14 protein-coding genes and 1 pseudogene are annotated in these 20,577 nt (G+C 71.1%); 10 read left to right on the top strand and 5 right to left on the bottom strand.

Annotation, left to right across the window (positions count from 1 at the left end; translation table 11 throughout):
- The first annotated feature begins 91 nt into the window (after nucleotides 1–91).
- The 3 genes from FCI23_RS06055 (at nucleotide 92) to FCI23_RS06045 (ending at nucleotide 3,635) form a co-directional block, all read left to right on the top strand.
- The gene (locus FCI23_RS06055) at nucleotides 92–994 is read left to right on the top strand and encodes a 5'-3' exonuclease (protein ID WP_136722573.1); all 903 of its coding nucleotides are present in this window, start codon (nucleotides 92–94) and stop codon (nucleotides 992–994) included.
- A gap of 32 nt (nucleotides 995–1,026) precedes the next feature.
- Nucleotides 1,027–1,884, top strand: a complete 858-nt coding sequence (locus tag FCI23_RS06050; protein ID WP_136722404.1) for a siderophore-interacting protein — start codon at nucleotides 1,027–1,029, stop codon at nucleotides 1,882–1,884.
- Nucleotides 1,885–2,084: 200 nt separating this feature from the next.
- Nucleotides 2,085–3,635 (top strand): amino acid permease, encoded by a 1,551-nt coding sequence (locus FCI23_RS06045; protein WP_136722403.1) that lies wholly within the window; start codon nucleotides 2,085–2,087, stop codon nucleotides 3,633–3,635.
- Between the two features lie 247 nt (nucleotides 3,636–3,882).
- On the opposite strand, the gene FCI23_RS06035 is transcribed toward FCI23_RS06045, so the two are convergent.
- The 3 genes and pseudogenes from FCI23_RS06035 to FCI23_RS06025 all read right to left on the bottom strand — a co-directional run bounded on the left by FCI23_RS06035 (nucleotide 3,883) and on the right by FCI23_RS06025 (nucleotide 5,292).
- On the bottom strand, nucleotides 3,883–4,581 hold the full coding sequence (locus FCI23_RS06035; protein WP_136722402.1) for an MFS transporter: 699 nt from the start codon (nucleotides 4,579–4,581) through the stop codon (nucleotides 3,883–3,885).
- An 85-nt stretch (nucleotides 4,582–4,666) separates the two neighbouring features.
- Nucleotides 4,667–4,849, bottom strand: a pseudogene (locus tag FCI23_RS63590) (MFS transporter); the annotation flags it as partial.
- Nucleotides 4,846–5,292, bottom strand: a complete 447-nt coding sequence (locus FCI23_RS06025) for a DUF1772 domain-containing protein (protein WP_136722401.1) — start codon at nucleotides 5,290–5,292, stop codon at nucleotides 4,846–4,848. The pseudogene FCI23_RS63590 and the gene FCI23_RS06025, both read right to left, overlap by 4 nt.
- Before the next feature lie 91 nt (nucleotides 5,293–5,383).
- Between FCI23_RS06025 and FCI23_RS06020 the strand changes: the two genes are divergently transcribed.
- Nucleotides 5,384–5,962, top strand: a complete 579-nt coding sequence (locus tag FCI23_RS06020) for a TetR/AcrR family transcriptional regulator (protein WP_136722400.1) — start codon at nucleotides 5,384–5,386, stop codon at nucleotides 5,960–5,962.
- A 598-nt stretch (nucleotides 5,963–6,560) separates the two neighbouring features.
- Here FCI23_RS06020 and FCI23_RS58150 read toward each other — a convergent pair.
- Together FCI23_RS58150 and FCI23_RS06010 are read right to left on the bottom strand one after the other, a co-directional pair.
- Nucleotides 6,561–9,086 carry an MGH1-like glycoside hydrolase domain-containing protein gene (locus FCI23_RS58150; RefSeq protein ID WP_136722399.1) on the bottom strand — a complete coding sequence of 842 codons (2,526 nt, stop codon included), beginning with the start codon at nucleotides 9,084–9,086 and terminating at the stop codon, nucleotides 6,561–6,563.
- A gap of 355 nt (nucleotides 9,087–9,441) precedes the next feature.
- Nucleotides 9,442–10,119, bottom strand: coding sequence for a TetR/AcrR family transcriptional regulator (locus FCI23_RS06010; protein WP_136722398.1), 678 nt, complete (start codon nucleotides 10,117–10,119; stop codon nucleotides 9,442–9,444).
- Between the two features lie 148 nt (nucleotides 10,120–10,267).
- Here FCI23_RS06010 and FCI23_RS06005 point away from each other — a divergent pair, with 148 nt between their 5' ends.
- The 6 genes from FCI23_RS06005 (at nucleotide 10,268) to FCI23_RS05980 (ending at nucleotide 20,572) form a co-directional block, all read left to right on the top strand.
- The gene (locus FCI23_RS06005; RefSeq protein WP_136722397.1) at nucleotides 10,268–11,104 is read left to right on the top strand and encodes an urea amidolyase associated protein UAAP1; all 837 of its coding nucleotides are present in this window, start codon (nucleotides 10,268–10,270) and stop codon (nucleotides 11,102–11,104) included.
- Nucleotides 11,101–11,718, top strand: a complete 618-nt coding sequence (locus FCI23_RS06000) for an urea amidolyase associated protein UAAP2 (protein WP_246143414.1) — start codon at nucleotides 11,101–11,103, stop codon at nucleotides 11,716–11,718. The genes FCI23_RS06005 and FCI23_RS06000 overlap by 4 nt, the downstream gene beginning before the upstream one ends.
- Nucleotides 11,715–15,224, top strand: coding sequence for a 5-oxoprolinase/urea amidolyase family protein (locus FCI23_RS05995; protein ID WP_136722396.1), 3,510 nt, complete (start codon nucleotides 11,715–11,717; stop codon nucleotides 15,222–15,224). The genes FCI23_RS06000 and FCI23_RS05995 overlap by 4 nt, the downstream gene beginning before the upstream one ends.
- A gap of 739 nt (nucleotides 15,225–15,963) precedes the next feature.
- Nucleotides 15,964–17,619 (top strand): allophanate hydrolase, encoded by a 1,656-nt coding sequence (gene atzF / locus FCI23_RS05990; RefSeq protein ID WP_136722395.1) that lies wholly within the window; start codon nucleotides 15,964–15,966, stop codon nucleotides 17,617–17,619.
- A gap of 395 nt (nucleotides 17,620–18,014) precedes the next feature.
- Complete coding sequence (locus FCI23_RS05985; RefSeq protein WP_136722394.1) at nucleotides 18,015–19,310, top strand: beta-ketoacyl-[acyl-carrier-protein] synthase family protein; 1,296 nt, start codon at nucleotides 18,015–18,017, stop codon at nucleotides 19,308–19,310.
- The gene (locus FCI23_RS05980; RefSeq protein WP_136722393.1) at nucleotides 19,307–20,572 is read left to right on the top strand and encodes a ketosynthase chain-length factor; all 1,266 of its coding nucleotides are present in this window, start codon (nucleotides 19,307–19,309) and stop codon (nucleotides 20,570–20,572) included. Before FCI23_RS05985 ends, FCI23_RS05980 begins: the two co-directional genes overlap by 4 nt.
- Nucleotides 20,573–20,577 lie beyond the last annotated feature (5 nt).

Genomic DNA, 20,577 nt, shown 5'->3' with positions numbered 1-20,577 from the left:
ATCGTCCGGTGCAAACGGAACCGTGACCGAAGCCACATGGGCCCCTTGAGCAGCGGGGGTGCGGCATGATCGGGCTGTGACTCGACGTCTGATGCTTCTCGATACGGCCAGCCTCTATTTCCGCGCGTACTTCGGCGTGCCGGATTCGGTGCGGGCGCCCGACGGCACTCCGGTGAACGCGGTGCGCGGGCTGCTCGACTTCATCTCCCGGCTGGTGGCCGACCACTCCCCCGACGATCTTGTCGCGTGTATGGACGCTGACTGGCGCCCGCAGTGGCGGGTGGACCTGATCCCCTCCTACAAGGCGCACCGGGTGGCGGAGGAGATCTCTGAGGGATCGGACATCGAGGAGGTTCCGGACACCCTCTCGCCGCAGGTGCCGGTGATCGAGGCGGTACTCGACGCGGTCGGCATCGCCCGGGTGGGCGTGCCCGGCTACGAGGCCGACGATGTGATCGGCACCCTGGCCGGCCTGGCGGCCGGGCCGGTGGACATCGTCACGGGCGACCGGGACCTGTTCCAACTGGTCGACGACGCACGCGAGGTGCGGGTGCTCTACCCGCTCAAGGGTGTGGGCAGCCTGGACATCGTGGACGGCGCCTGGCTGCGGGGCAAGTACGGGGTGGATGGTTCGGGGTACGCGGATCTGGCACTGCTGCGCGGCGACCCCAGCGACGGGCTGCCGGGGGTGCCCGGCATCGGCGAGAAGACGGCCGCGAAGCTGCTGGACGCGTACGGTGACCTGGCCGGGATCATGGCCGCGGCCGGTGACCCGGCGTCGAAGCTCACCCCCTCGCAACGCAAGCGGCTGGACGAGGCGCGCGCTTACGTCGCCGTCGCCCCGAAGGTGGTCCGGGTGGCCGGCGACGTACCGCTGCCGTCGTACGACCCTGAACTGCCGCGCGAGCCGCACGATCCCGAGGTACTGGAGGCACTGGCGGAGCGGTGGGGCTTGGGCGGATCTTTGCAACGGCTGCTCACCACCTTGAGTTAGGCTTACCTAACTCACAATTCTGGAGGACCGTCATGGCAGACCGTCCGGCGCGGAAGCCGCCGCAGCTCCACCGCGCACGCGTGCAGCGCGTCGAGCGGCTGACACCGCATATGATCCGGGTCGTGCTGGGCGGTGAGGGGCTGGCGAATTTCTCCGCGGGCCGGTACACCGACCACTACATCAAGCTGCAGTTCCCGCTGGAGGGCGTGGCCTACCCGGAGCCGTTCGACCTCCAGCGGATACGGGCCGAAATCCCGCGCGACCAGTGGCCCCGGACCCGTACGTACACGGTGCGGCGCTGGGACGAGACGACGCGCGAGCTGTGGGTGGATTTTGTGTACCACGGCGACGAGGGCCTGGCCGGCCCGTGGGCCGCCGGGGTGCAACCGGGCGATGAAGTCCTGTTCGGCGGCCCCGGCGGGGCGTATGCGCCGGCCGAGGACGCGGACTGGTACCTGCTGGCCGGCGACGAGAGCGCGCTGCCCGCGATCGCCGCCTCACTGGAGCGGCTGCCGGCCGGCTCTCGGGCGTATGCCTTCATCGAGGTCGGTGACGAGGCCGAGGAGCAGAAGATCGAGCACGCCGCCGACGCCGAGATCGTCTGGCTCCACCGGCGGGACGGCCGGATCGGCGAGGCGCTGGTGCGGACAGTCTCGGGGCTGGAATTCCCGGACGGCACCGTGGACGCCTTTGTGCACGGCGAGGCCGGTTTCGTGAAGGAGCTGCGCCGCTTGCTGCGGATAGAGCGCGGGGTACCGCGAGAGCGGCTCTCCATTTCCGGCTACTGGCGCGCCGGTCACGACGAGGACGGCTGGCAGGCCTCCAAGGGCGAGTGGAACCGCAGCGTGGAGCAGGAGCAGGAAGCGGCCGCTCCGGCCGCCTCCTCCTGACCCGCCGACACAAGTAGCCGCCGCCCCGGCTGAGGACATCACCTCGGCCGGGGCCGGGTGCGTCGCGGAGCGGCCCGGCACAGCGCGGGAATCCAGCGGTGAGGAATTCGGATCGCGGCCGATACGGATGCGTCATGCGGGCGAAACGGGCCGCCCCTAATTTCTGTCATCCGACAGGAATCCAGCGACAGGGGTCCTCCATGGCCGCCACCGCACCGCCGCACAACGCCGAGGCCACCGAAGCCGCCGAACTCGCCGGGTTCGGCTACCGACAGGAACTGCACCGGAGCATGGGGCGGTACGCCTCCTTCGCGGCGGGCTTCTCCTTCATCTCCGTGCTGACCACCGTCTTCCAGTTCTTCGCCTTCGGCTACTCCTTCGGCGGGGCGGCGTTCTTCTGGACCTGGCCTGCGGTACTGCTCGGGCAGTTGCTGGTCGCGGCGTGCTTCGCCGAGCTCGCCGCCCGATACCCGATCTCCGGCGCGATCTACCAGTGGTCGACCCGGCTCAGTACACCCGCGTTCGGCTGGTTCGCCGGATGGATCATGGTGATCGGTCAGGTCGTCGTCGTCGCGGCGGCAGCGCTCGCGCTCCAGGTCGTGCTGCCCGCGATCTGGTCCGGTTTCCAGTTGACCGGCGGCGACCCGTCGCCCGTCACCTCCACCGGCGCGGCCAACGCGGCGCTGCTCGGCCTGATCCTGCTGGTGCTCACCACTGTCGTGAATCTGCTGGACATCCGCATCATGTCCGCCATCAACCGGATCGGCGTCACCGCCGAGATCATCGGCGCGGGTCTGATCATCGTGCTGCTGTTCACCCACGCCGAACGCGGCCCGGGGGTCACCCTGCACACCGGCGGTCAGGGCGGCGCGATCGGCGCGCTGCTGGTCGGCTCGTTCACCGCCGCGTACGTCCTGATCGGCTTCGACAGCGCGGGCGAGATGAGCGAGGAGACCCGCGCTCCCCGGCGCACCGCGCCGCGCACCATCCTCACCGCGCTCGCCGCGGCGGGCGTGCTCGGCGGTCTCCTCCTGCTGGCCGGTCTGCTGGCCGCGCCCAGCCTGGCCAACGGACGGCTGGCGAGCGAGGGGCTGAGCTATGTGCTCACCAGCAGCCTCGGCAACGGCGTCGGCAAGGCTCTGCTCGCGGACGTAACGGTGGCCATCGCGGTGGCCACACTGGCCATCCAGACCGCCGGTTCTCGAATGCTCTTCTCCATGGCGCGCGACGGAGTACTGCCCTTCTCCGCCCGGCTCGCCAAGGTCTCACCGCGCACCGGCATGCCGGCCGGCCCGGTGCTGGTGGTCGGCGTGGGCGCTGCGGCACTCGGCCTGCTGAACCTGCTGTCCCCGGACGCCTTCCTGGCCATCGGCACCACCTGCATCGCGATGCTCTACATCGCGTACGCGATGGTGACCGGCCCGCAGCTGCTGCGCCGCCTGCGCGGCACGTACGCCGACGGCACCGCCGACGGTACGGACGAGAGCGGCCGTCCGCTGTTCTCGCTCGGCCGCTGGGGCGTCCCGGTCAACGCTCTGGCACTGGTCTACGGCCTGGTCATGACCGTCAACCTGTCCTGGCCCCGTGCGGCCGTCTACGACCCGGCCGGCGGCCACTGGTACTTCCAGTGGTTCACTGTGCTGTTCCTCCTGGTCACCGTAGGCGCCGGGGCCCTGTACCGGTGGCGGAGTGCACAACGCGTGCACTCGGCCGAAGAACCCGCTCCGGCTCTCCCAGAACCGATTCGATAGCCGCCGCGGTCGTGTCCTCCTCGGTCGGCCAGAAGCCGACGTATTTGTCGAGAGTGATCGACGGCTTCGAATGCCCGAGGCGGACCTGAACCAACTTCACGTTCTCCCGCTTCGTGATCAACGTCGTGGCGTAAAAGTCCCGGAGACTGTGAAGCGTGCACTTATTCGGGACACGCACGTCTGTCCCGCTCGCCACGAGAAGCTTCTCGGCATCCGCACGGATGCGCCCCCTGTGGGGCTCATATGTTCATCGCCGCAGTTCAAGCGGCATACCGGTGCTCGTTGACGGTTCCTCCCCGGCGGGGGTGCTCCGGAGCCGTGGGATGAGCTGCACGGCTCCGCTGGCCAGGCCCACCGCCGCGAAGACCCACCAGATGCGGCGGAAGTCGCCCAGCGCCGTCGCCGGGGTCGGGGTTCGCAGCAGCGCGACGAAGACGCTGATCCCGAGGACAGCGCCCAGCTGCCGGAAGCTGGAGTTCACTGCGGAGCCGAGTGCGTAGCGAGCCGGTGGCAGCGAGGCCACGGCCGCGCCGGACTGGACCGGGAGTGTCAGCCCTATGCCCAGGCCGAGTACGAGGGTGCACGGCAGCCAGTGCGTGGCCCACTGCGGGGAACTGCCGACCAGCATCGCGAACGCCCCAGAGCCGACGGCCCAGAACACCGCTCCGGCCATCAGCACGCGGCGGTGGCCGACGGCGGCGGCCAGTCGGCTGGCGGGGCGGGCGACGACGGTGACCACAAACGGGCCGGTCGCGCTCGCGAGGGCGGCGCGGAGTACGGAGTAGTGCCACTCGGTCTGCAGGAAGATGACGTTTCCGAGCAGCATGCCGTAGAAGGCGGTCGCGAACAGCACGGTGGCGGCGTTGGTCAGCCGAAACTGGCGGTTCTTGAACAAGGACAGGTCCATCACCGGGCGGCCGGTGGTCGAGGAGCGCCATACGAACACGGGCAGCAGCAGCGCCGCGAGGACGAATCCGCCGAGTACCCGGGGGTCGGACCAGCCCCAGCTGGGCGGTGGCGTGCGGGTCGCGCGACTCGCGCAGCCGGGGCGCGCCGAGGACGATGACCAGCGCCGCGACCGGGACGTTGACCAGGAAGATCCACCGCCAGTCGGTGTACTCGGTGAGCAGCGCCCCCAAGGTAGGGCCGAACGCTGCCGCAGCCGCGCCCATCGCTCCCCAGGTGCCGACGGCGGTCTCGGCCCGCGGGCTCAGGCGAGGGCGGCGGCCAGCAGGGCGAAGGCGGCGATGATGACGGCAACGCGGACGTAGTGGAAGCGGTCCCAGCGGTTCATCTGCTCCTTCCAGTCCTCGGGCCGGTTCTCGGTGGTCCACGTCTTGCCCCGGTTGTTGATCGGGACGAGCAGCAGGAGCGACATGATCACGCTGAGGATCAGCAGCGCGGCGGCGATGACGACGAGGCCGGCGCCGTGGTGATGCCATCCGGCGATGGCCCAGACCGCGCTCAGGACGAGCGAGCCGATGTACCAGAACGGCATCACGGCGCCGAGCATCCGGCCCCCGTGGGCGCGGCCGATCAGGCCGTTGTCGCCGGGGAGGGCGTTGAGGATTCGGTTGATGACGAAGGCGACGGAGAACTCCACCCCCACCATCACGCCGACGACCACGGTGGTGAAGACCCCGAGTGCGTTGAGCATGATGACCCCTCCTGGGATCTAGTGTTGCTATACGATGAGGCAACGCTAGCGCTACTGGCGATCGATTGTCTAGCGGTGCTAGGATCGAACCATGTCGGTACACGAACGCAAGGAGCGCGAACGGGCGGGCCGCGAGCGCCTCATCGTGGCGACGGCCCGCGAACTCGCCGAGCAGCAGGGCTGGGACGCGGTCACCACCCGCCAGCTCGCCGAGCGCATCGAATACAGCCAGCCCGTCCTCTACAGCCATTTCCGCGGCAAGCGCGAGATCATCGGCGCCGTCGCCCTCGAGGGTGCCGCCGAGATGGCCGCGGCGCTGCGGGCCGCGACCTCCGCCGCGGACGGCCCTCGCACCCGGGTCACCGCCCTCGCCCGCACTTACCTCGACTTCGCCGAGCGCAACCCGGCGGTCTACGACGCCATGTTCCAGCTCGACGGCGGCCTGGCGTTCGCGCACGAGGACACCCCGGAGCCGCTGAAGGACGCCTTCGCCGCCCTGCTGGAAAGCCTCGGCGAGGTCGCCGGGGACGGCGTCCACCCGGCACTGTTCACCGAGGTGTTCTGGGCGGCCCTGCACGGGCTGGCCACCCTGACCCGGGCGGGACGGCTGCCGCCGGCGGACGCCGAGCGGAGGGTGGAGCTGCTGGTGGACCGGCTCGCCATGGTCTGACACACCGTCCGAACGGACGGGCAGCCGTGGTCTTCCGACCCGGCTGCCGGCCTACGGCATCGCTTCTGGTCACTCGCGCCCACGCGGCGGAGCCGCAGATCACAGGGACCCCGCGCCCCTGACGGGGCGCCCACCTGCCGAAAACGACCGTGACAGGTACCGCGAGAACCGGACCAGGAAAATCAGATCAAACCCCACGTACGGGGCAAACGTCGTCGCTCAGCGCGCGACACAATGAGAATCCGACAGCACGAACGAGAAGCGGTGAGAATCCGACAGGCTCAGTGCGACAGGACAGCGTTCGTCTCACCGCCCTGTCCCTTGGGCCGGACAAAGGCCACCGTCAATGAGAAAGGGACACGCGAAATGCGAACCTACACATATGAAGGAGCGTTTCGCCTTCTGGCCGCTGGCCGTCGGCTCGCTGGTAGACGAACGGCTTCATGGCCCGTCACGGTATCGACCTGATTCTTGACTCGCCGCCCAGTGAGCCTCAGTCCTGGCGGGCCACAGCCCACCCAGGTGGCACCGCAGGTTGCGTGTGGCTTTGTGACGGCATGGCGCTGCGGTGGCGGTCGGCATTCGGACGGTTGTCGGTCTAGGGGGTCGCGGCGGATCGCAGGGTCCACAGGTGGTCTGCGGTGCCGTTGTCGGAGTACTGGACGACGTTGGCGCTGTCGCTGGTGGACATGCCGGCGACGCCGAGCAGCAGGCCGCTGTTCTGGTTGACGATCTTGTACTGGCCGCCGCCGGCGTCGATCAGCCGCCACAGGTGATCGCTGGTGCCGCTGTCGTGGTACTGCTGGACCTGGGCGCTCAGCGCGGTCGAGGCGCCCTGCACGGCGAGCAGCAGGCCGCTGTTGACGTTGACGATCTTGTACCAGCCGCTGCCCGCCTTGACGAGCTTCCACAGGTGGTCCGGTGTGCCGGTGTCGGCGTACTGCTGCACGTTGGCGCTGTCCGCCAGGGAGGCGTGGTCGACCGCGAGGAGCTTGCCGCTGTTGACGTTGGCGATCTGGAAGACGGGCGCGGCCCAGACCTGGAATTCCGACAGGCCCCAGCCGGTGCCGCCGCCGGCGTTGGGCGCCACGACGCGCAGCCGGCTGGTCGTCAGGGCCGGGAAGGTAATCTCGTTCTGGGCGTTCGCGGTGGGCGCGACGGGGTTGCGGGTCTGGCCGGGCACGGTGGCCCACCCGGTGCCGGTCCAGTACTGCAGGTCGTAGCTGGCTGGGGTCCGCACCCCGCCGCCGTCGTCGTAGAAGTACAGCCGCACGTCGCCCGTCTTCTGGTCGCGCCCGAAGTCGACGCCGTAGTAGTCGCTGGCGTTGCCGGTGGCGTATGAGGTCCAGCGGCTGTTCTCGGGGATGCCCTCGCGGTAGATGATGCCGTCGACGCCGTTCCAGACGTTGTCGTAGCTGGAAGTGTAGGAGGCGAAGGGCTGCGGACCCGAGGCGAAGCGCTGGCCGTTGGCGGCGATGTCCACCATCGTGCCCGTGCTCGGCTGGGTGATCGGCGCGCCGACGTTGACCGTAAGCGCGCCGAGACCCGCCTGGGAGGCGACCTGGCTGCCGTCGACGTAGACGTGCAGGCCGGCCCCCTGGCCGTAGCGGCTGCCGGTGCGGTCCCACAGCACGGTCACGTTGTGTCCGTGGTACGGGGTGTTCTCCAGTGCGAAGTAGTCCCAGGTGGCCGGGGCGAGCGGCTTGAGGACCAGGGTGTCGTTGCTCTGGCCGCGCAGGCCGATCAGGCCGGAGATGACGTTGTCGTTGTAGGTGGAGTGGTTGTAGTCCTCGCTGTGGTCGTTCGCGTCGTACAGCCAGGTGTTGCTGTCCGGGTTGTGGGCCTCGGCGACGTAGGGGACGCCGCCCCGGTACTGGGTGGCGGCGTAGGTGTGCAGCAGGTTGACGTAGTCGCTGCTGGAGAAGACCGACTGCGCCGGGTAGTCCTCCAGCAGGTTCGCCGCCGCCGTCAGGGTCTGGGAGGCGGCGAACGGCCAGGAGGGGCCGTCCCAGTGGCAGCAACTGCCGGCCTGGTACATGAACCAGGGGCTGCGCCGTTCCACCGTCGTCGGCCCGTAGGGGGCGGCGAAGCCGTTGGAGTCCTTGAGCTGGGCGAACGCTCCGGCGTTCGCGGCCGGTGCCATGTCGAACATCCAGGGCAGGTAGCCCATCAGCTCGCGGCTGCCGGTCTTGCCCAGCGACTGGTTGTTGTCCCGGGCCACACCGTAGTAGAACTGCCGCCCCGCGTCCCACAAGTGCGCCTGCACCGCGTTCTGCAGGGCGGTGGCGCGGGCCTGGAAGTCGTCGGCCGTGCCGGTGTCGCCCCAAAGGGCGGCGATCGCGGCGACCGCCCGCGCGTCGCCGTACTGGTAGGCGTTGATCGTCGGCCGATAGCCGTAGCCCCCGTGATAGGGGTCGGAGGACTCATACGACGAGGCGGAGTACTCCGTCGCGTCCCACACCGGCGCCTGCCAGTACAGGCCCAGCGACTGGTTGAAGTGGTTGGCCCAGCCATTGTACTGCTTGACCAGCGACGCCTCCTGCGACTGCGCGAAGCCCCGGTCGCCAGTGGCCAGCATCTGCTGCCACACCGCACTGGCCGCCCAGAAGCTGTACTCGTGCGCCCAGTCCGAGGTGTCCGCGTTCACGGCGTCGGTCTGCGGCTTGGGGAACTGCCCCGGACCGCCGAGCCAGTAGTCGACGTCGTCCTTGGTATACGACTGGTCGCGCAGCCACCGCCCCTCGGTGATCTGGTGCCCGGCCGCGGCCGAGATCCCGCCGTACGGGGCGCCGTAGCCGACCGGTTGGAGGAACTCGCTCGACAGCCAGCCGTACTCCGGCCCGGTGTAGACCAGATGCTCCTTGTACGTCTGCCACCGGTAGTAGTACACGTCCCGGATCTGCTGGTCGGGCACGTCCAAGAAGGGGATGTTCGCCTTGAACCACGCCGGGTCCTGGACGCCGCTCAACAGCGCGTCGTGATCGAGGAACGACGTGCCCGCCGAAGCCGACGCGGCGGCCGCGGACGGAACCCCGGCCGCGGAGGGCGGCGCGCCCAGCCCGCTGAGAAGACCGCCCAGCAACGCTGCGGCCCCGACCGCGCCCCACCATCTGCCCGACCTCACCACGACACGCTCCTTCGTCCCTGAACGGCGGTCTGACCGGTACCCGACGCGGCCTGCGGCACTGCTGCAGACGCCCGGTGTGGAGCACACGTCACGAAGCGGTGTTTACTACGTTGCAACCCAGGGCTCCGGTGGACATGACAACACGGGCGGGCGGTGGGGTCCAGAGGTCGCGCACGACTGCCTGTTTGGCGGTGCCGGCCGCCCGCGGGGCAAGCGGCTGTGCCTGCGCCACGGCACTGCCCGGCGGCGAGCACCTGGCGGCCGTGCGAGGAGATCAGCCCCGCCCGGTACCCGGGGGTATCCTCGCAACGTTCGCGCCTCACGGCAGGCGCTCCGCACATCCAGGCCGGCGTCATCCGGCGTGCAGCGCCTCGCCTTCGCGGCGGAGCTTGGGCAGGACGTGCTCCGCACAGCCCGCGACCCGCAGTGCCGCGTCCGCCGTGGCGGAGGCGAAGTCGGCCGGGTCACGGTCCGGAGCTTCGCGACGGATGAGGATAACGCCCTCGATGAGGCCGAAGACGAGGTCGGCGCGGAGCGCGAGCTCGTCTTCGGGGAGTTCCGCGCCGGCGGCGGTGGCGGCGAGCAGTCCCGCGTACGCGGCCTTGAGCTCGTCGCGCACGGCGCGGAAGTCCGCGAAGCGTTCGGCCCGCACCTCCGGGAGGAGGTAGAGCGCGCCCAGGTTGTGCGGGCCGCCGCACAGCAGGGCGACATCGGCGCGGCACAGCGCCCACAGCCGGGCCTCGGCCGGGAGGTCGTCCCGCGCGGCGAGCGCGAGGGCGAGGTCCAGAGAGGGGCGGACGGTGCCCTCCAGCAGCGCGGCCAGTACGTCTTCCTTGCCACCGAAGTAGTGGTACATCGACGCCTGCCGCATACCGGCCCGTTCGGCGATGGCGCGCGTGGTCGTGGCGGTATAACCGCGCGTGGTGAAGAGTTGGCCGGCGGCCGCGAGGAGTTCCTCGCGGGCCGTGAGGCCGCTCTCAGCGCGCGCTGTCGCACGCGGCCGTCCGACGCGCCGTCCCGTGGTGGTCACAGCTCGATCGTCGCACACACACCCGGACGCCCCGCGCGGTGAGCGCTCGGTAACCCGTCCGAAACAGGCGGGCAACGGAGCCGAAGTCACCTGGCCGTAATTTCTGTCGAACGATAGAAATTAGCCGTCGAGCCGGAGGTGGAGCGCCGTGGCGACAGGGACTGTTACGACGTATGGAGCCCGCGACCATGCCCGTGCCCAGGAGGGCACACGGGCCGACGCCATGCCCGTACTGCCCGCCAGTGCCTGGCCGGCGCCGCCTGAAGGCGTCGCGCCGGACGCGCTGGTATGGGCGGAGACCGTGGCCGGTGGCAGCTACACGCACAAGGTGCTCGCGCGCGGAACGGAACTCCGGCTGACCGACCTCGCGGGAGACGCCTGCGCACACCTACTGCTGTACGTGGCAGACCGGCCCTGGGAGCGGCTGAACGCGGCCGACACGGTCAAGGTGCTCTGGAACGCCTACATAGCAGAGGGCCATCTGCTCCTCTCCGACCAGGGCCGGGTGCTCGCCTCAGTCGTCGCGGACAGCAGCGGGAAGCACGACGCCCTCTGCGGCACATCGACCGCCGCCCGCAACACAGCCCTGTACGGCGACGGCTCCCCCCAGGGCGCCTCGCCCGCCGGGCGCGAGCTGCTGAAACTGGCGGCGCTGAAGAACGGCCTGGAGCCGCGCGACCTGCCGCCGTCGCTCTCCTTCTTCCAGGCGGTCCGGGTCGTCGCGGACGGAAAGCTGGAGTTCACAGGCTCGGCAGGACCGGGGGCGTCGGTGACACTGCGCGCCGAGCAGCCGCTGACGGTACTCATCGCCAATGTGCCGCACCCGGTGGACCCGCGCCCGGAGTACGTCTCGTCGCCGCTGGAAGTGCTGGCCTGGCGCGCCCGGCCGACCGCCCCCGGCGATCCGCTGTGGGACGCCACGCCCGAGGGCCGCCGCGCCTTCCTGAACACCGCCGACCACCTCGCCGCCAGGGGGATCCAGTGACCGAGACCCTGAGCGAGACCATCGTCGCCGCCCGCGCCCCCTGGTCCGCCGTCGTTCGCAGGGGCCAGCACCTCACCATCACCGACCTCGGCGGCAACCAGGCCGTCGACTGCCTCCTCTACGACGCCCATGACACCGCTGTCCGCTACAGCGCCCCCGACACCATCCACGCCCAGGGCAACATCTTCCTGACAACCGGCAGCGTGCTGCTCTCGAACGAGCACACCCCGCTCATGACCGTCGTCGAGGACACCTGCGGCCGCCACGACACCGTCGGCGGTGCCTGCTCCAAGGAGAGCAACACTCTGCGCTACGGCCACCACACCTGGTCGCAGCACGCCTGCGTGGAGAACTTCCTGGCCGAGGGCGCCAAGTACGGCCTCGGCAAGCGCGACCTCGTCAGCAACATCAACTGGTACATGAATGTGCCGGTCGAGGCGGACGGCACCCTCGGCATCGTCGACGGCATCTCCGCCCCCGGGCTGCGGGTTGTACTCCGCGCCGAGACGGATGTTCTGGTCCTGGTCTCCAACTGCCCGCAGATCAACAACCCCTGCAACGGCTTCGACCCGACCCCGGTGCTGATGACGATCGCCGAAGGCGCCGCCTCATGACCTTCGACACCCTGCTGGTCGCCAACCGGGGCGAGATCGCCGCCCGCGTCATCCGCACGGCCCGTCGCATGGGACTGCGTACGGTGGCGGTGTACTCCGACCCCGACCGCCCAGCACCTCACGTGCGGCTTGCCGACGAGGCCGTACGGCTCGGCCCGGCGCCCGCGAAGGCCAGCTACCTCAACGCCGAAGCGATACTGGAGGCCGCCCGCGCGACCGGGGCCGGCGCCATCCACCCCGGCTACGGATTCCTCTCCGAGGACGCGGGGTTCGCCCGGCGCTGCGAAGCAGCCGGCCTGGTCTTCGTCGGGCCGACCCCGCGCCAGCTGGAGCTGTTCGGCGCGAAGCACACCGCCCGGGCCGCCGCGGAAGCGGCCGGTGTGCCGCTGCTGCCCGGCACCGGGCTCCTTGCCGATGTGGAAACCGCAATCGAGGCAGCCGGAACACTCGGTTACCCGGTGATGCTCAAGGCCACCGGCGGAGGCGGCGGCATCGGCATGCAGGCGTGCCATGACGCGGCTCAACTCGCCGACGCCTGGGAGCGGGTGCAGCGGGTCGCCGCCGCCAGCTTCTCCTCCGCCGGGGTGTTCCTGGAGCGGCTGGTCGAGCGCGCCCGGCATGTGGAGGTGCAGGTCTTCGGCGACGGTCTCGGGCGTGTGGTCACGCTCGGGGACCGGGACTGCACCTTGCAGCGGCGCAACCAGAAGGTGCTGGAGGAGGCACCGGCGCCCGGGCTGCCCAACGCTGTGCGCGAACAGCTCGCCACCGCCGCGAGCGCGTTGTGCGCCTCCGTGGACTACCGGTCGGCCGGCACCGTGGAGTACGTGTACGACACCGCGCGCGGCGAGGCGTACTTCCTGGAGGTCAACACGCGCCTCCAGGTGGAGCACCCGGTCACCGAGGAGACCTACGGCACAGACCTGGTGGAGTGGATGCTGCGGCTCGCCCAGGGCGAGGTTTTCGACATGGACCCCGGCCCGCCGAGCGGTCACGCCGTCGAGGCCCGGATCTACGCCGAGGACCCCAGCCGCGGTCACCGGCCGAGCGCGGGCCTGCTTACCGAGGTCCGCTTCCCCGAAGGCGTACGCGTGGACGCCTGGGTGGCGGCCGGCACCGAGGTCACCACCTCGTACGACCCGATGCTCGCCAAGGTCATCGCCCACGGCACGGACCGCGCCGACGCCCTCGACCGGCTCGCACGGGCCCTGGACGCCACCCGTATCGACGGCATAGAGACCAACCTCGGACTGCTGCGCGCCGCCCTCGACACGCCCGGGCTGCGCGCGGCCACGCACACCACTGCTTCGCTGGACGCCATCACCGACCCCACCGCCCGGATCGAAGTGGTCCGCCCCGGCACCCTCACCACCGTCCAGGACTGGCCGGGCCGGACGGGCCTGTGGCATGTCGGCGTGCCGCCCTGCGGACCGATGGACGACCTTTCCTTCCGGCTGGGCAACACCTCGCTCGGCAACGACGAGGGCGCGCCCGGCCTGGAGTGCACCATCCAGGGGCCGCAACTGCGCTTCACCCATGCCACGACCGTGTGCGTGACCGGCGCTCCGGCCGCCGTCACCGTCGACGGGCAGCCGGTCCCCCAGTGGGAGCCGTTCACCGTCCCGGCGGGCTCGGTGCTGGACGTCCCGGCACCGGACGGGTCCGGGCTGCGGACCTACGTCCTCTTCGCGGGCGGCCTCGACACGCCCGGTTTCCTCGGTAGCGCTGCCACCTTCACACTGGGCCGCTTCGGCGGCCACGGTGGGCGGGCGCTGCGAGCGGGCGATGTACTGCACGGCGGTGGCCGTACAGCAACGGGCTTCCCCGTGCCGCGGTCGCAGCGGCCGGACTTCGGCACCGAGTGGGCAATCGGTGCCGTCGAAGGGCCGCACGCCGCGCCCGAGTTCTTCACCGAGGACGACATACGCGACTTCTACGCCGCCGCCTGGAAGGTCCACTTCAACTCCGCACGCACCGGCGTCCGCCTCGTCGGCCCCAAACCCCGGTGGGCACGGAGTGACGGCGGGGAGGCCGGACTGCACCCTTCCAACATCCACGACACCCCGTACTCCGTCGGCGCCGTCGACTACACCGGTGACATGCCCGTGCTGCTCGGCCCCGACGGCCCGTCGCTCGGCGGCTTCGTCTGCCCCGCGACGATCGTCACCGCCGAGCGCTGGAAGCTCGGCCAGCTGCGGCCCGGCGACACCGTCTCCTTCGTCCCCGTCATGGAGGACGGGACATCGCGCCCTGTAGTGCGCGACGGCGGCGTGCTCGGGCGTGTCCCGGAGTCCGACACACGCCCGGCCGTGACCTACCGGCGCAGCGGCGACGACAACCTCCTCATCGAGTACGGCCCCATGCAGCTCGACCTCGCCCTGCGCATGCGTGTCCACGCGCTCGCGGAGCGGCTTGCCGCCGAACGGCTCCCCGGCGTCGTGGATCTCACGCCCGGTATCCGGTCGCTCCAGGTCCACGTCGACCCGCAGGTCCTTCCCACCGCCAAGCTGCTCGATTTCGTACAGGAGGCGGAGAAGCAACTACCGGCCGCCGACGAGCTGGTGGTGCCCAGCCGTACGGTCCACCTGCCGTTGTCGTGGGATGATCCGGCGACACGTGAAGCCATCACCCGCTATATGGCGGGGGTTCGGGACGACGCGCCCTGGTGTCCCTGGAACATCGAGTTCATCCGCCGCATCAACGGGCTGGATTCGGTCGATGATGTGTACCGGACCGTCTTCGACGCCGAGTATCTGGTACTGGGGCTCGGCGATGTGTACTTGGGCGCCCCGGTCGCCACCCCGCTCGACCCGCGGCATCGGCTGGTGACGACCAAGTACAACCCCGCGCGGACCTGGACCGCCGAGAACTCCGTCGGCATCGGCGGGGCCTATCTCTGCGTCTACGGCATGGAAGGGCCCGGCGGCTACCAGTTCGTGGGGCGTACGGTGCAGGTCTGGTCCGGCTGGCAGCAGCCGCAGCGCCCCTGGCTGCTGCGCTTCTTCGACCGCATCAAGTGGTATCCGGTCGAAGCTGACGAGCTCCTTGACATGCGGGCCGACATGGCTGCCGGGCGGCTGGAGCTACGGATCGAGGAGGGCGAGTTCGCTCTCGCGGACCACAAGCGGTTTCTGGCCTCGAACGCGGACTCGATCGCTGAGTTCCGGGCTCGACAGGGTGCCGCTTTCGCGGCGGAACGGGACGCATGGGAGGCATCCGGTGAATTCGCCCGCGCCGAGCGGGTCGCGGTGCCCGCCGCTCCATCGGGCGACATCGCCGTCCCTGCGGGCGGCCGGACGGTCGAGGCGGAGTTCGCGGCGAGCGTCTGGCAGATCGCGGTGCGGCCCGGCGAGCGGGTGCGCGCCGGGCAGAAGCTGGTCGCCCTGGAGGCGATGAAGATGGAGTCGGCCGTCGAGGCCCCCGGGGATGGCGTCGTCGCCGACATCCTCGTCGGCCCCGGGGACCAAGTCGACGCCGGAACGGTTCTGCTGACGCTGGCCCCAGCGTGACCTGCGCCGGGGGTGGGGTGCGCTTTGTTCGGGGGGTGGGTCGGTGGCGCCTCCGGGGTGACTCTCCCCCAACCTTCGGCCGGGAGGTGCCCCCAGGAGGTGCCCCCACGACAGTGTCGCCAGCACCCCCCGCACCATGCGCCATCGCCACCGGCATACGGCGACAAAATCTGCGGGGACACCCCTGCACCGCCCCCTCCGGCCGCCACGGCGCCTTGCGGTGCGTGGTGTCCTTCGGTCACCCCGGCGTGCGGTGCGTGGGTTTTACGGTCTCCGCCACGAGCGGGGCGTCACGCGCCTGTCCGGCCGGGAGGGGACGCGCCGGGGTGTCCCCGCAGAGGACGAGCACATGCACCCCGGGCAAGTGTGCTGTGGACCCGCACGCGCGAGCCCCGAGGAGATCACCCCACAGCGGCCCCGACCCCGACCACAACCCGGCGTGCCGGCCAGCACGACAACCCAGCCCGTCCGGCGCTTGAGGACGGATCGGCAACCCCGGCAGACGGGGCGGAACCGGGAGGCCCGCAGCCGGGACAACCTGCCGCGCCGGTCCGGCCGGACAAACCCAGCCCGTCCGGCGCTTGTGGGGGCACCTCCTGGGGGCACCTCCCGGCCGAAGGCTGGGGGAGGTAGCTGGGGGAGGCTCGGCAACCCCGGCAGACGGGACGAAACAGCGCCGGCCCAGCCGCACAGACTAGGCACCCGGTACCGCAGCCGGAACGAAACGTAAGGAGACACGATGACCGGAACAGCCCTGGGCCGCGTGCGTGCAGCGTACGCGCGGATCGCGGAGGTCGACCGGCCGGAGGTGTGGGTCGGGCTGCGCCCGCAGGCCGAAACGGAAGCCGAGGCGAAGGCCGTTGACGCCCGCGTCGCCGCAGGCGAGCCGCTGCCGCTGGCCGGCACGGTCTTTGCCGTGAAGGGCAACATCGACATCGCCGGCCAGCCGACAACCGCCGGGTGCCCCACCTACGCGTACGAGCCCGAAGCGGACGCGCCCGCCGTGGCTCGGCTGCGCGCAGCCGGGGCGGTGGTGCTGGGAAGCACGAATCTGGACCAGTTCGCCACCGGTCTGGTCGGTACGCGGAGCCCGTACGGCGCCGTACGGAACGCGCGCGACCCGGAGCGGGTCAGCGGGGGCTCCAGCTCGGGTTCGGCGGTCGCCGTGGCGCTGGGCATCGCGGATTTCGCGCTGGGCACGGACACGGCGGGCTCGGGCCGGGTGCCGGCGGCGTTCAACGGGATCGTCGGCATCAAGCCGACCCGGGGTGTGGTACCGACCGAGGGCGTGGTGCCGGCGTGCGCGAGCCTGGACTGCGTCACTGTATTCGCCCGTACGATCCCGGAGGCCGAGCGTGCCCTGGCGCACCTGGCCGCGCCCCCGGCCCGCGAGATCGCCGCGTCCGGGGCACGGCGGCCCGGGCCGTGGCGGGTGGCCGTACCGCCGGCCGAGCAGCTCGGTGAGCTGGACCCGGGCTGGGCGGAGGCGTACGAGGCGGCGGTGGCGCGGCTCGCGCACGCGGGTGTGGAGTTGCTGCCCATCGATCTCACCCCCTTCTCGGAGGCGGCCGTGCTGTTGTACGAGGGCGCGTTCGTCGCGGAGCGCTACACCGCCGTAGGTAGCTTTATCGACAAGCACGCCGACGCGTCCGATCTCGACCCGACCGTCGCCCGCATCATCACCGCCGCACGCGACCTCCCGGCGCACCGCCTGTTCGCCGACCAGGACCGACTGGCCGCTCTCCATGCGCGGGCCATGGCCGAGCTCGGCGACGCCGACGCCCTGCTGCTGCCCACCGCGCCCGGTCACCCGACCATCGCCGAGGTGGCCGCCGAGCCGCTGGCCGCGAACGCCCGGCTGGGGCGCTTCACCAACTCCACCAATCTGCTGGACATGTGCGGCATCGCGGTCCCGGCCGGCGAGGTGAACGGTCTGCCGTTCGGGGTGATGCTGGTCGGCCGGGCCTTCACCGACGAGCGGGCGGCGGCGATCGCCCGGCTGCTGACACCGGCCGTCCGGCTCGCCGTGGTCGGCGCGCACCTGTCGGGCCAGCCGCTCAACGGGCAACTCCGCGCCCTGGGCGGCCGGCTGGCCGCGACGACGGCCACCGCTCCGGCGTACCGGCTGTACGCGCTGGAGACCACGCCGCCCAAGCCCGGTCTCGTACGCACCTCCCAGGACGGCGCCGCCATCGAGGCCGAGGTCTGGGAGCTGCCGGTGGAGGGCCTGGGCGCCCTCGTCGCCGCGCTGCCCAGCCCGATGGCGATCGGCAGGGTCGCGCTCGCGGACGGCAGCGAGGTGGCGGGCTTCCTCTGCGAAGCCGAAGCGATCACGGGCGCCGACGACATCACCGCCCACGGCGGCTGGCGCCGCTACCTCGCAGGCGGCCGCTGATGGGGCGGCCAGCCAAATCGGCGTGATCCGTTCGAACGATCAGTTGCACGGCGGTAAATGAATCGAGTGGCCGGCCCCACCAGGCCGGCGCAACATGGACAGGCGTTCGGCTCTGTCGCCGGAGCCTCGGGCGATGCGCCGGTGGGCGGCCACCGGCGCACGCGGCCGGCCTCCGCACGCCCCCTCACTCGCAGTACGGATCAGGACGACCCCGCTGTTCCCGCCCGGCACGTACACCCCTGCGCCCTACTCCGCCCCACCCAGGCAGTTGTCCGCCTCCGTCCACTCTTGACCGTTTCAACGGGGCCCTGCCACCGTTCATGCGGCCCGTATATCCCGCACATCATTTGATTCCGGGCAATTCACTACGGGTCCACAACGGGGAGGCCACAACCATGGCAATAGCCGGCACAACGCCAACAGGACGCCGCCGGGCGGCCGTTACCGGCCTGGGCGTCATCGCACCCGGCGGCAACGGCCGCAAGGCGTTCTGGGAGCGCATCACCTCGGGCGTCAGCGCCATCCGCGGCATCACCCTCTTCGACCCCACCGGCCTGCGGTCGCGCATCGCCGGTGAATGCGATTTCAACCCCGCCGAGTATGGCCTCACTCCCCGCGACATCCGCCGGATGGACCGCTGCGTACAGCTCGGCACGGTGGCCGCCCGTGAGGCGCTGGAGGACAGCGGCCTCGAAACCGAAGCCTGTGACCCCGCCCGGCTCGGGGTGAGCATGGGCACGGCCGTCGGCCCGGCCACCCGGATGGAGAGCGAGTACGTCGTGCTCAGCGATCGCGGCAAGCTGTGGGTGGTCGACCACACCTACGTGATGCCGTACGCCTACGAGTCGCTCGTGCCCAGCACCCTCGCCGCAGAGACCGCCAGGCTGGCCGGCGCGGAAGGCCCGGTCGGACTGGTGTCCAACGGCTGCACCACCGGTCTGGACGCCCTCGGACATGCCGCCGCGCTCATCGAGGAGGGCTCCGCCGACATCGTGATCGCCGGATCGTCCGAAGCGCCGATCACCCCGACCGCCGTGGCCGCCTTCGACGTCATCAGGGCGACCTCGCCGAACAACGACGACCCCGCCCACGCCTCCCGCCCCTTCGACCGGAACCGCGACGGATTCGTCCTCGCCGAGGGCGCCGCCGTACTGATCGTCGAGGAGCTCGGGCACGCCCTGCGCCGCGGCGCCCACATCTACTGCGAGATAGCCGGCTACGCGGGCCGCAGCAACGCACACCACATGGCCGCGCTCAAGGACGACGGCCTGGATCTGGCCGAGGCCATCCGCTGCGCCCTGGAACGGGCCCGCGTCGCCCCTGGGGACGTGGACTACATCAACGCCCACGGATCGAGCACCCCGCAGAACGACCGGCATGAGACGGCCGCGTTCAAGGCCGCACTGGGCGAACACGCCCGTCGCGCCCCTATCAGCTCGATCAAGTCTGTGGTCGGCCACCCGCTGGGCGCCATCGGCGCGATGGAGATAGCCGCCTGCGCCCTCGCCATCGAGCACGGCGTGCTGCCGCCCACCGCCAATCTGCGCACCCCCGACCCGGACTGCGACCTCGACTACGTTCCGCTGACCGCCCGCGAGCAGCGCACCGACGTCGCGCTGACCACCGCCAGCGGCTTCGGCGGCTTCCAGTGCGCGATGGTGCTCACCCGGTCCGGGGCGGTGGCGGCATGACCGCACCGTGGACGCGACCGCCCATCCACGCCGAACAGGCCACCGACGAGCCCGTGGTCACCGGCATCGGTGTCGTCGCCCCCAACGGCACCGGCACCGAGGCGTACTGGGAGGCGACGCTGGCCGGACGTCTCGGCATCCGCCGCATCAGCCGCTTCGACACCGACGGCTTCCCACTGCGCGTCGTGGGCGAGGTCGAAGGCTTTGTCCCAACCGAGTTCCTCCGCCAGTACCGTGTGACGCAGACCGACCGGATGACTCATCTCGCCGTCGCCGCCACCGCCATGGCCCTCCAGGACGCCGGGCTGGACCCCGCCGAGGTGCCCGAGTACGGCTTCGCGGTGGCCACCGCGAGCTCCATCGGCGGCGCCGAGTTCGGCCACCGGGCGATTCAGCGGCTGTGGAGCGAGGGCCCGCGCAAGATCGGCGCGTATCAGGCGGTCGCCTGGTTCTACGCGGCCACCACCGGCCAGATCGCCATCCTGCACGATATGAAGGGGCCCGGCAGCGTCCACGCCGCCGAGCAGGCCGGCGGCCTCGATGCCATCGCCCAGGCCCGTCGCACCCTGCGCGCCGGCGCCCGCGCGGCCGTCACCGGCGGGACGGAGGCCCCGCTCGACCCCGCCGCACTCGTCGCCCAACTGCCGAACGGACAGCTCAATCTCGGCTCCGACCCGCGCGCCGCCTACACCCCGTTCGCCGCCACCGCCGCCGGCCATGTGCCCGGCGAGGGCGGTGCGATGCTCGTCATGGAGACAGCGCGGGCCGCGCACGAGCGCGGCGCCCAGGTGCACGGCGCCATCGCCGGCTATGCGGCCACCTTCGACCCGGCACAGGGCAATGGCCGGCCTCCCACCCTGCGGCGGGCCATCGAACTCGCCCTGGCAGACGCCCGTCTGGACCCGTCCGAGATCGACGTGGTCTTCGCCGACGCCGTCGGCACCCGGTCCGGCGACCGCGCCGAGGCGCAGGCGCTCGCCGCGGTATTCGGCCCGTACGGCGTCCCCGTCACCGCGCCGAAATCCATGGTCGGCCGCCTCTACGCGGGCGGCGCCGCCCTCGACACCGCCACCGCCCTGCTGGCGCTGCGCGACCAGGTCATCCCGCCCACCACCGGCGTGGCCGAGCCCGCCGGCGACTGCCCGGTCGACCTGGTCACCGACCGGCCGCGGCCGGCCCGGCTGCGCAGCGCGCTCGTGGTCGCCCGCGGCTACGGGGGCTTCAACTCGGCGCTCGTCGTGCGCCACTTCCCACCGGCATAACCTGG

Source organism: Actinacidiphila oryziradicis, assembly GCF_005047355.1.
Lineage (GTDB): Bacteria > Actinomycetota > Actinomycetes > Streptomycetales > Streptomycetaceae > Actinacidiphila > Actinacidiphila oryziradicis.
Note: the sequence above shows the minus strand (reverse complement) of the source record. Positions and strands in the feature narration are given on the sequence as shown.

Coding starts and splice junctions, on each gene's coding strand:
- FCI23_RS05985 (WP_136722394.1), top strand. CDS start 18,015: ATGGCAATAGCCGGCACAACGCCAACAGGACGCCGCCGGGCGGCCGTT.
- FCI23_RS06020 (WP_136722400.1), top strand. CDS start 5,384: ATGTCGGTACACGAACGCAAGGAGCGCGAACGGGCGGGCCGCGAGCGC.
- FCI23_RS05995 (WP_136722396.1), top strand. CDS start 11,715: ATGACCTTCGACACCCTGCTGGTCGCCAACCGGGGCGAGATCGCCGCC.
- FCI23_RS06055 (WP_136722573.1), top strand. CDS start 92: ATGCTTCTCGATACGGCCAGCCTCTATTTCCGCGCGTACTTCGGCGTG.
- FCI23_RS05980 (WP_136722393.1), top strand. CDS start 19,307: ATGACCGCACCGTGGACGCGACCGCCCATCCACGCCGAACAGGCCACC.
- FCI23_RS06045 (WP_136722403.1), top strand. CDS start 2,085: ATGGCCGCCACCGCACCGCCGCACAACGCCGAGGCCACCGAAGCCGCC.
- FCI23_RS06025 (WP_136722401.1), bottom strand. CDS start 5,292: ATGCTCAACGCACTCGGGGTCTTCACCACCGTGGTCGTCGGCGTGATG.
- FCI23_RS06050 (WP_136722404.1), top strand. CDS start 1,027: ATGGCAGACCGTCCGGCGCGGAAGCCGCCGCAGCTCCACCGCGCACGC.
- atzF (WP_136722395.1), top strand. CDS start 15,964: ATGACCGGAACAGCCCTGGGCCGCGTGCGTGCAGCGTACGCGCGGATC.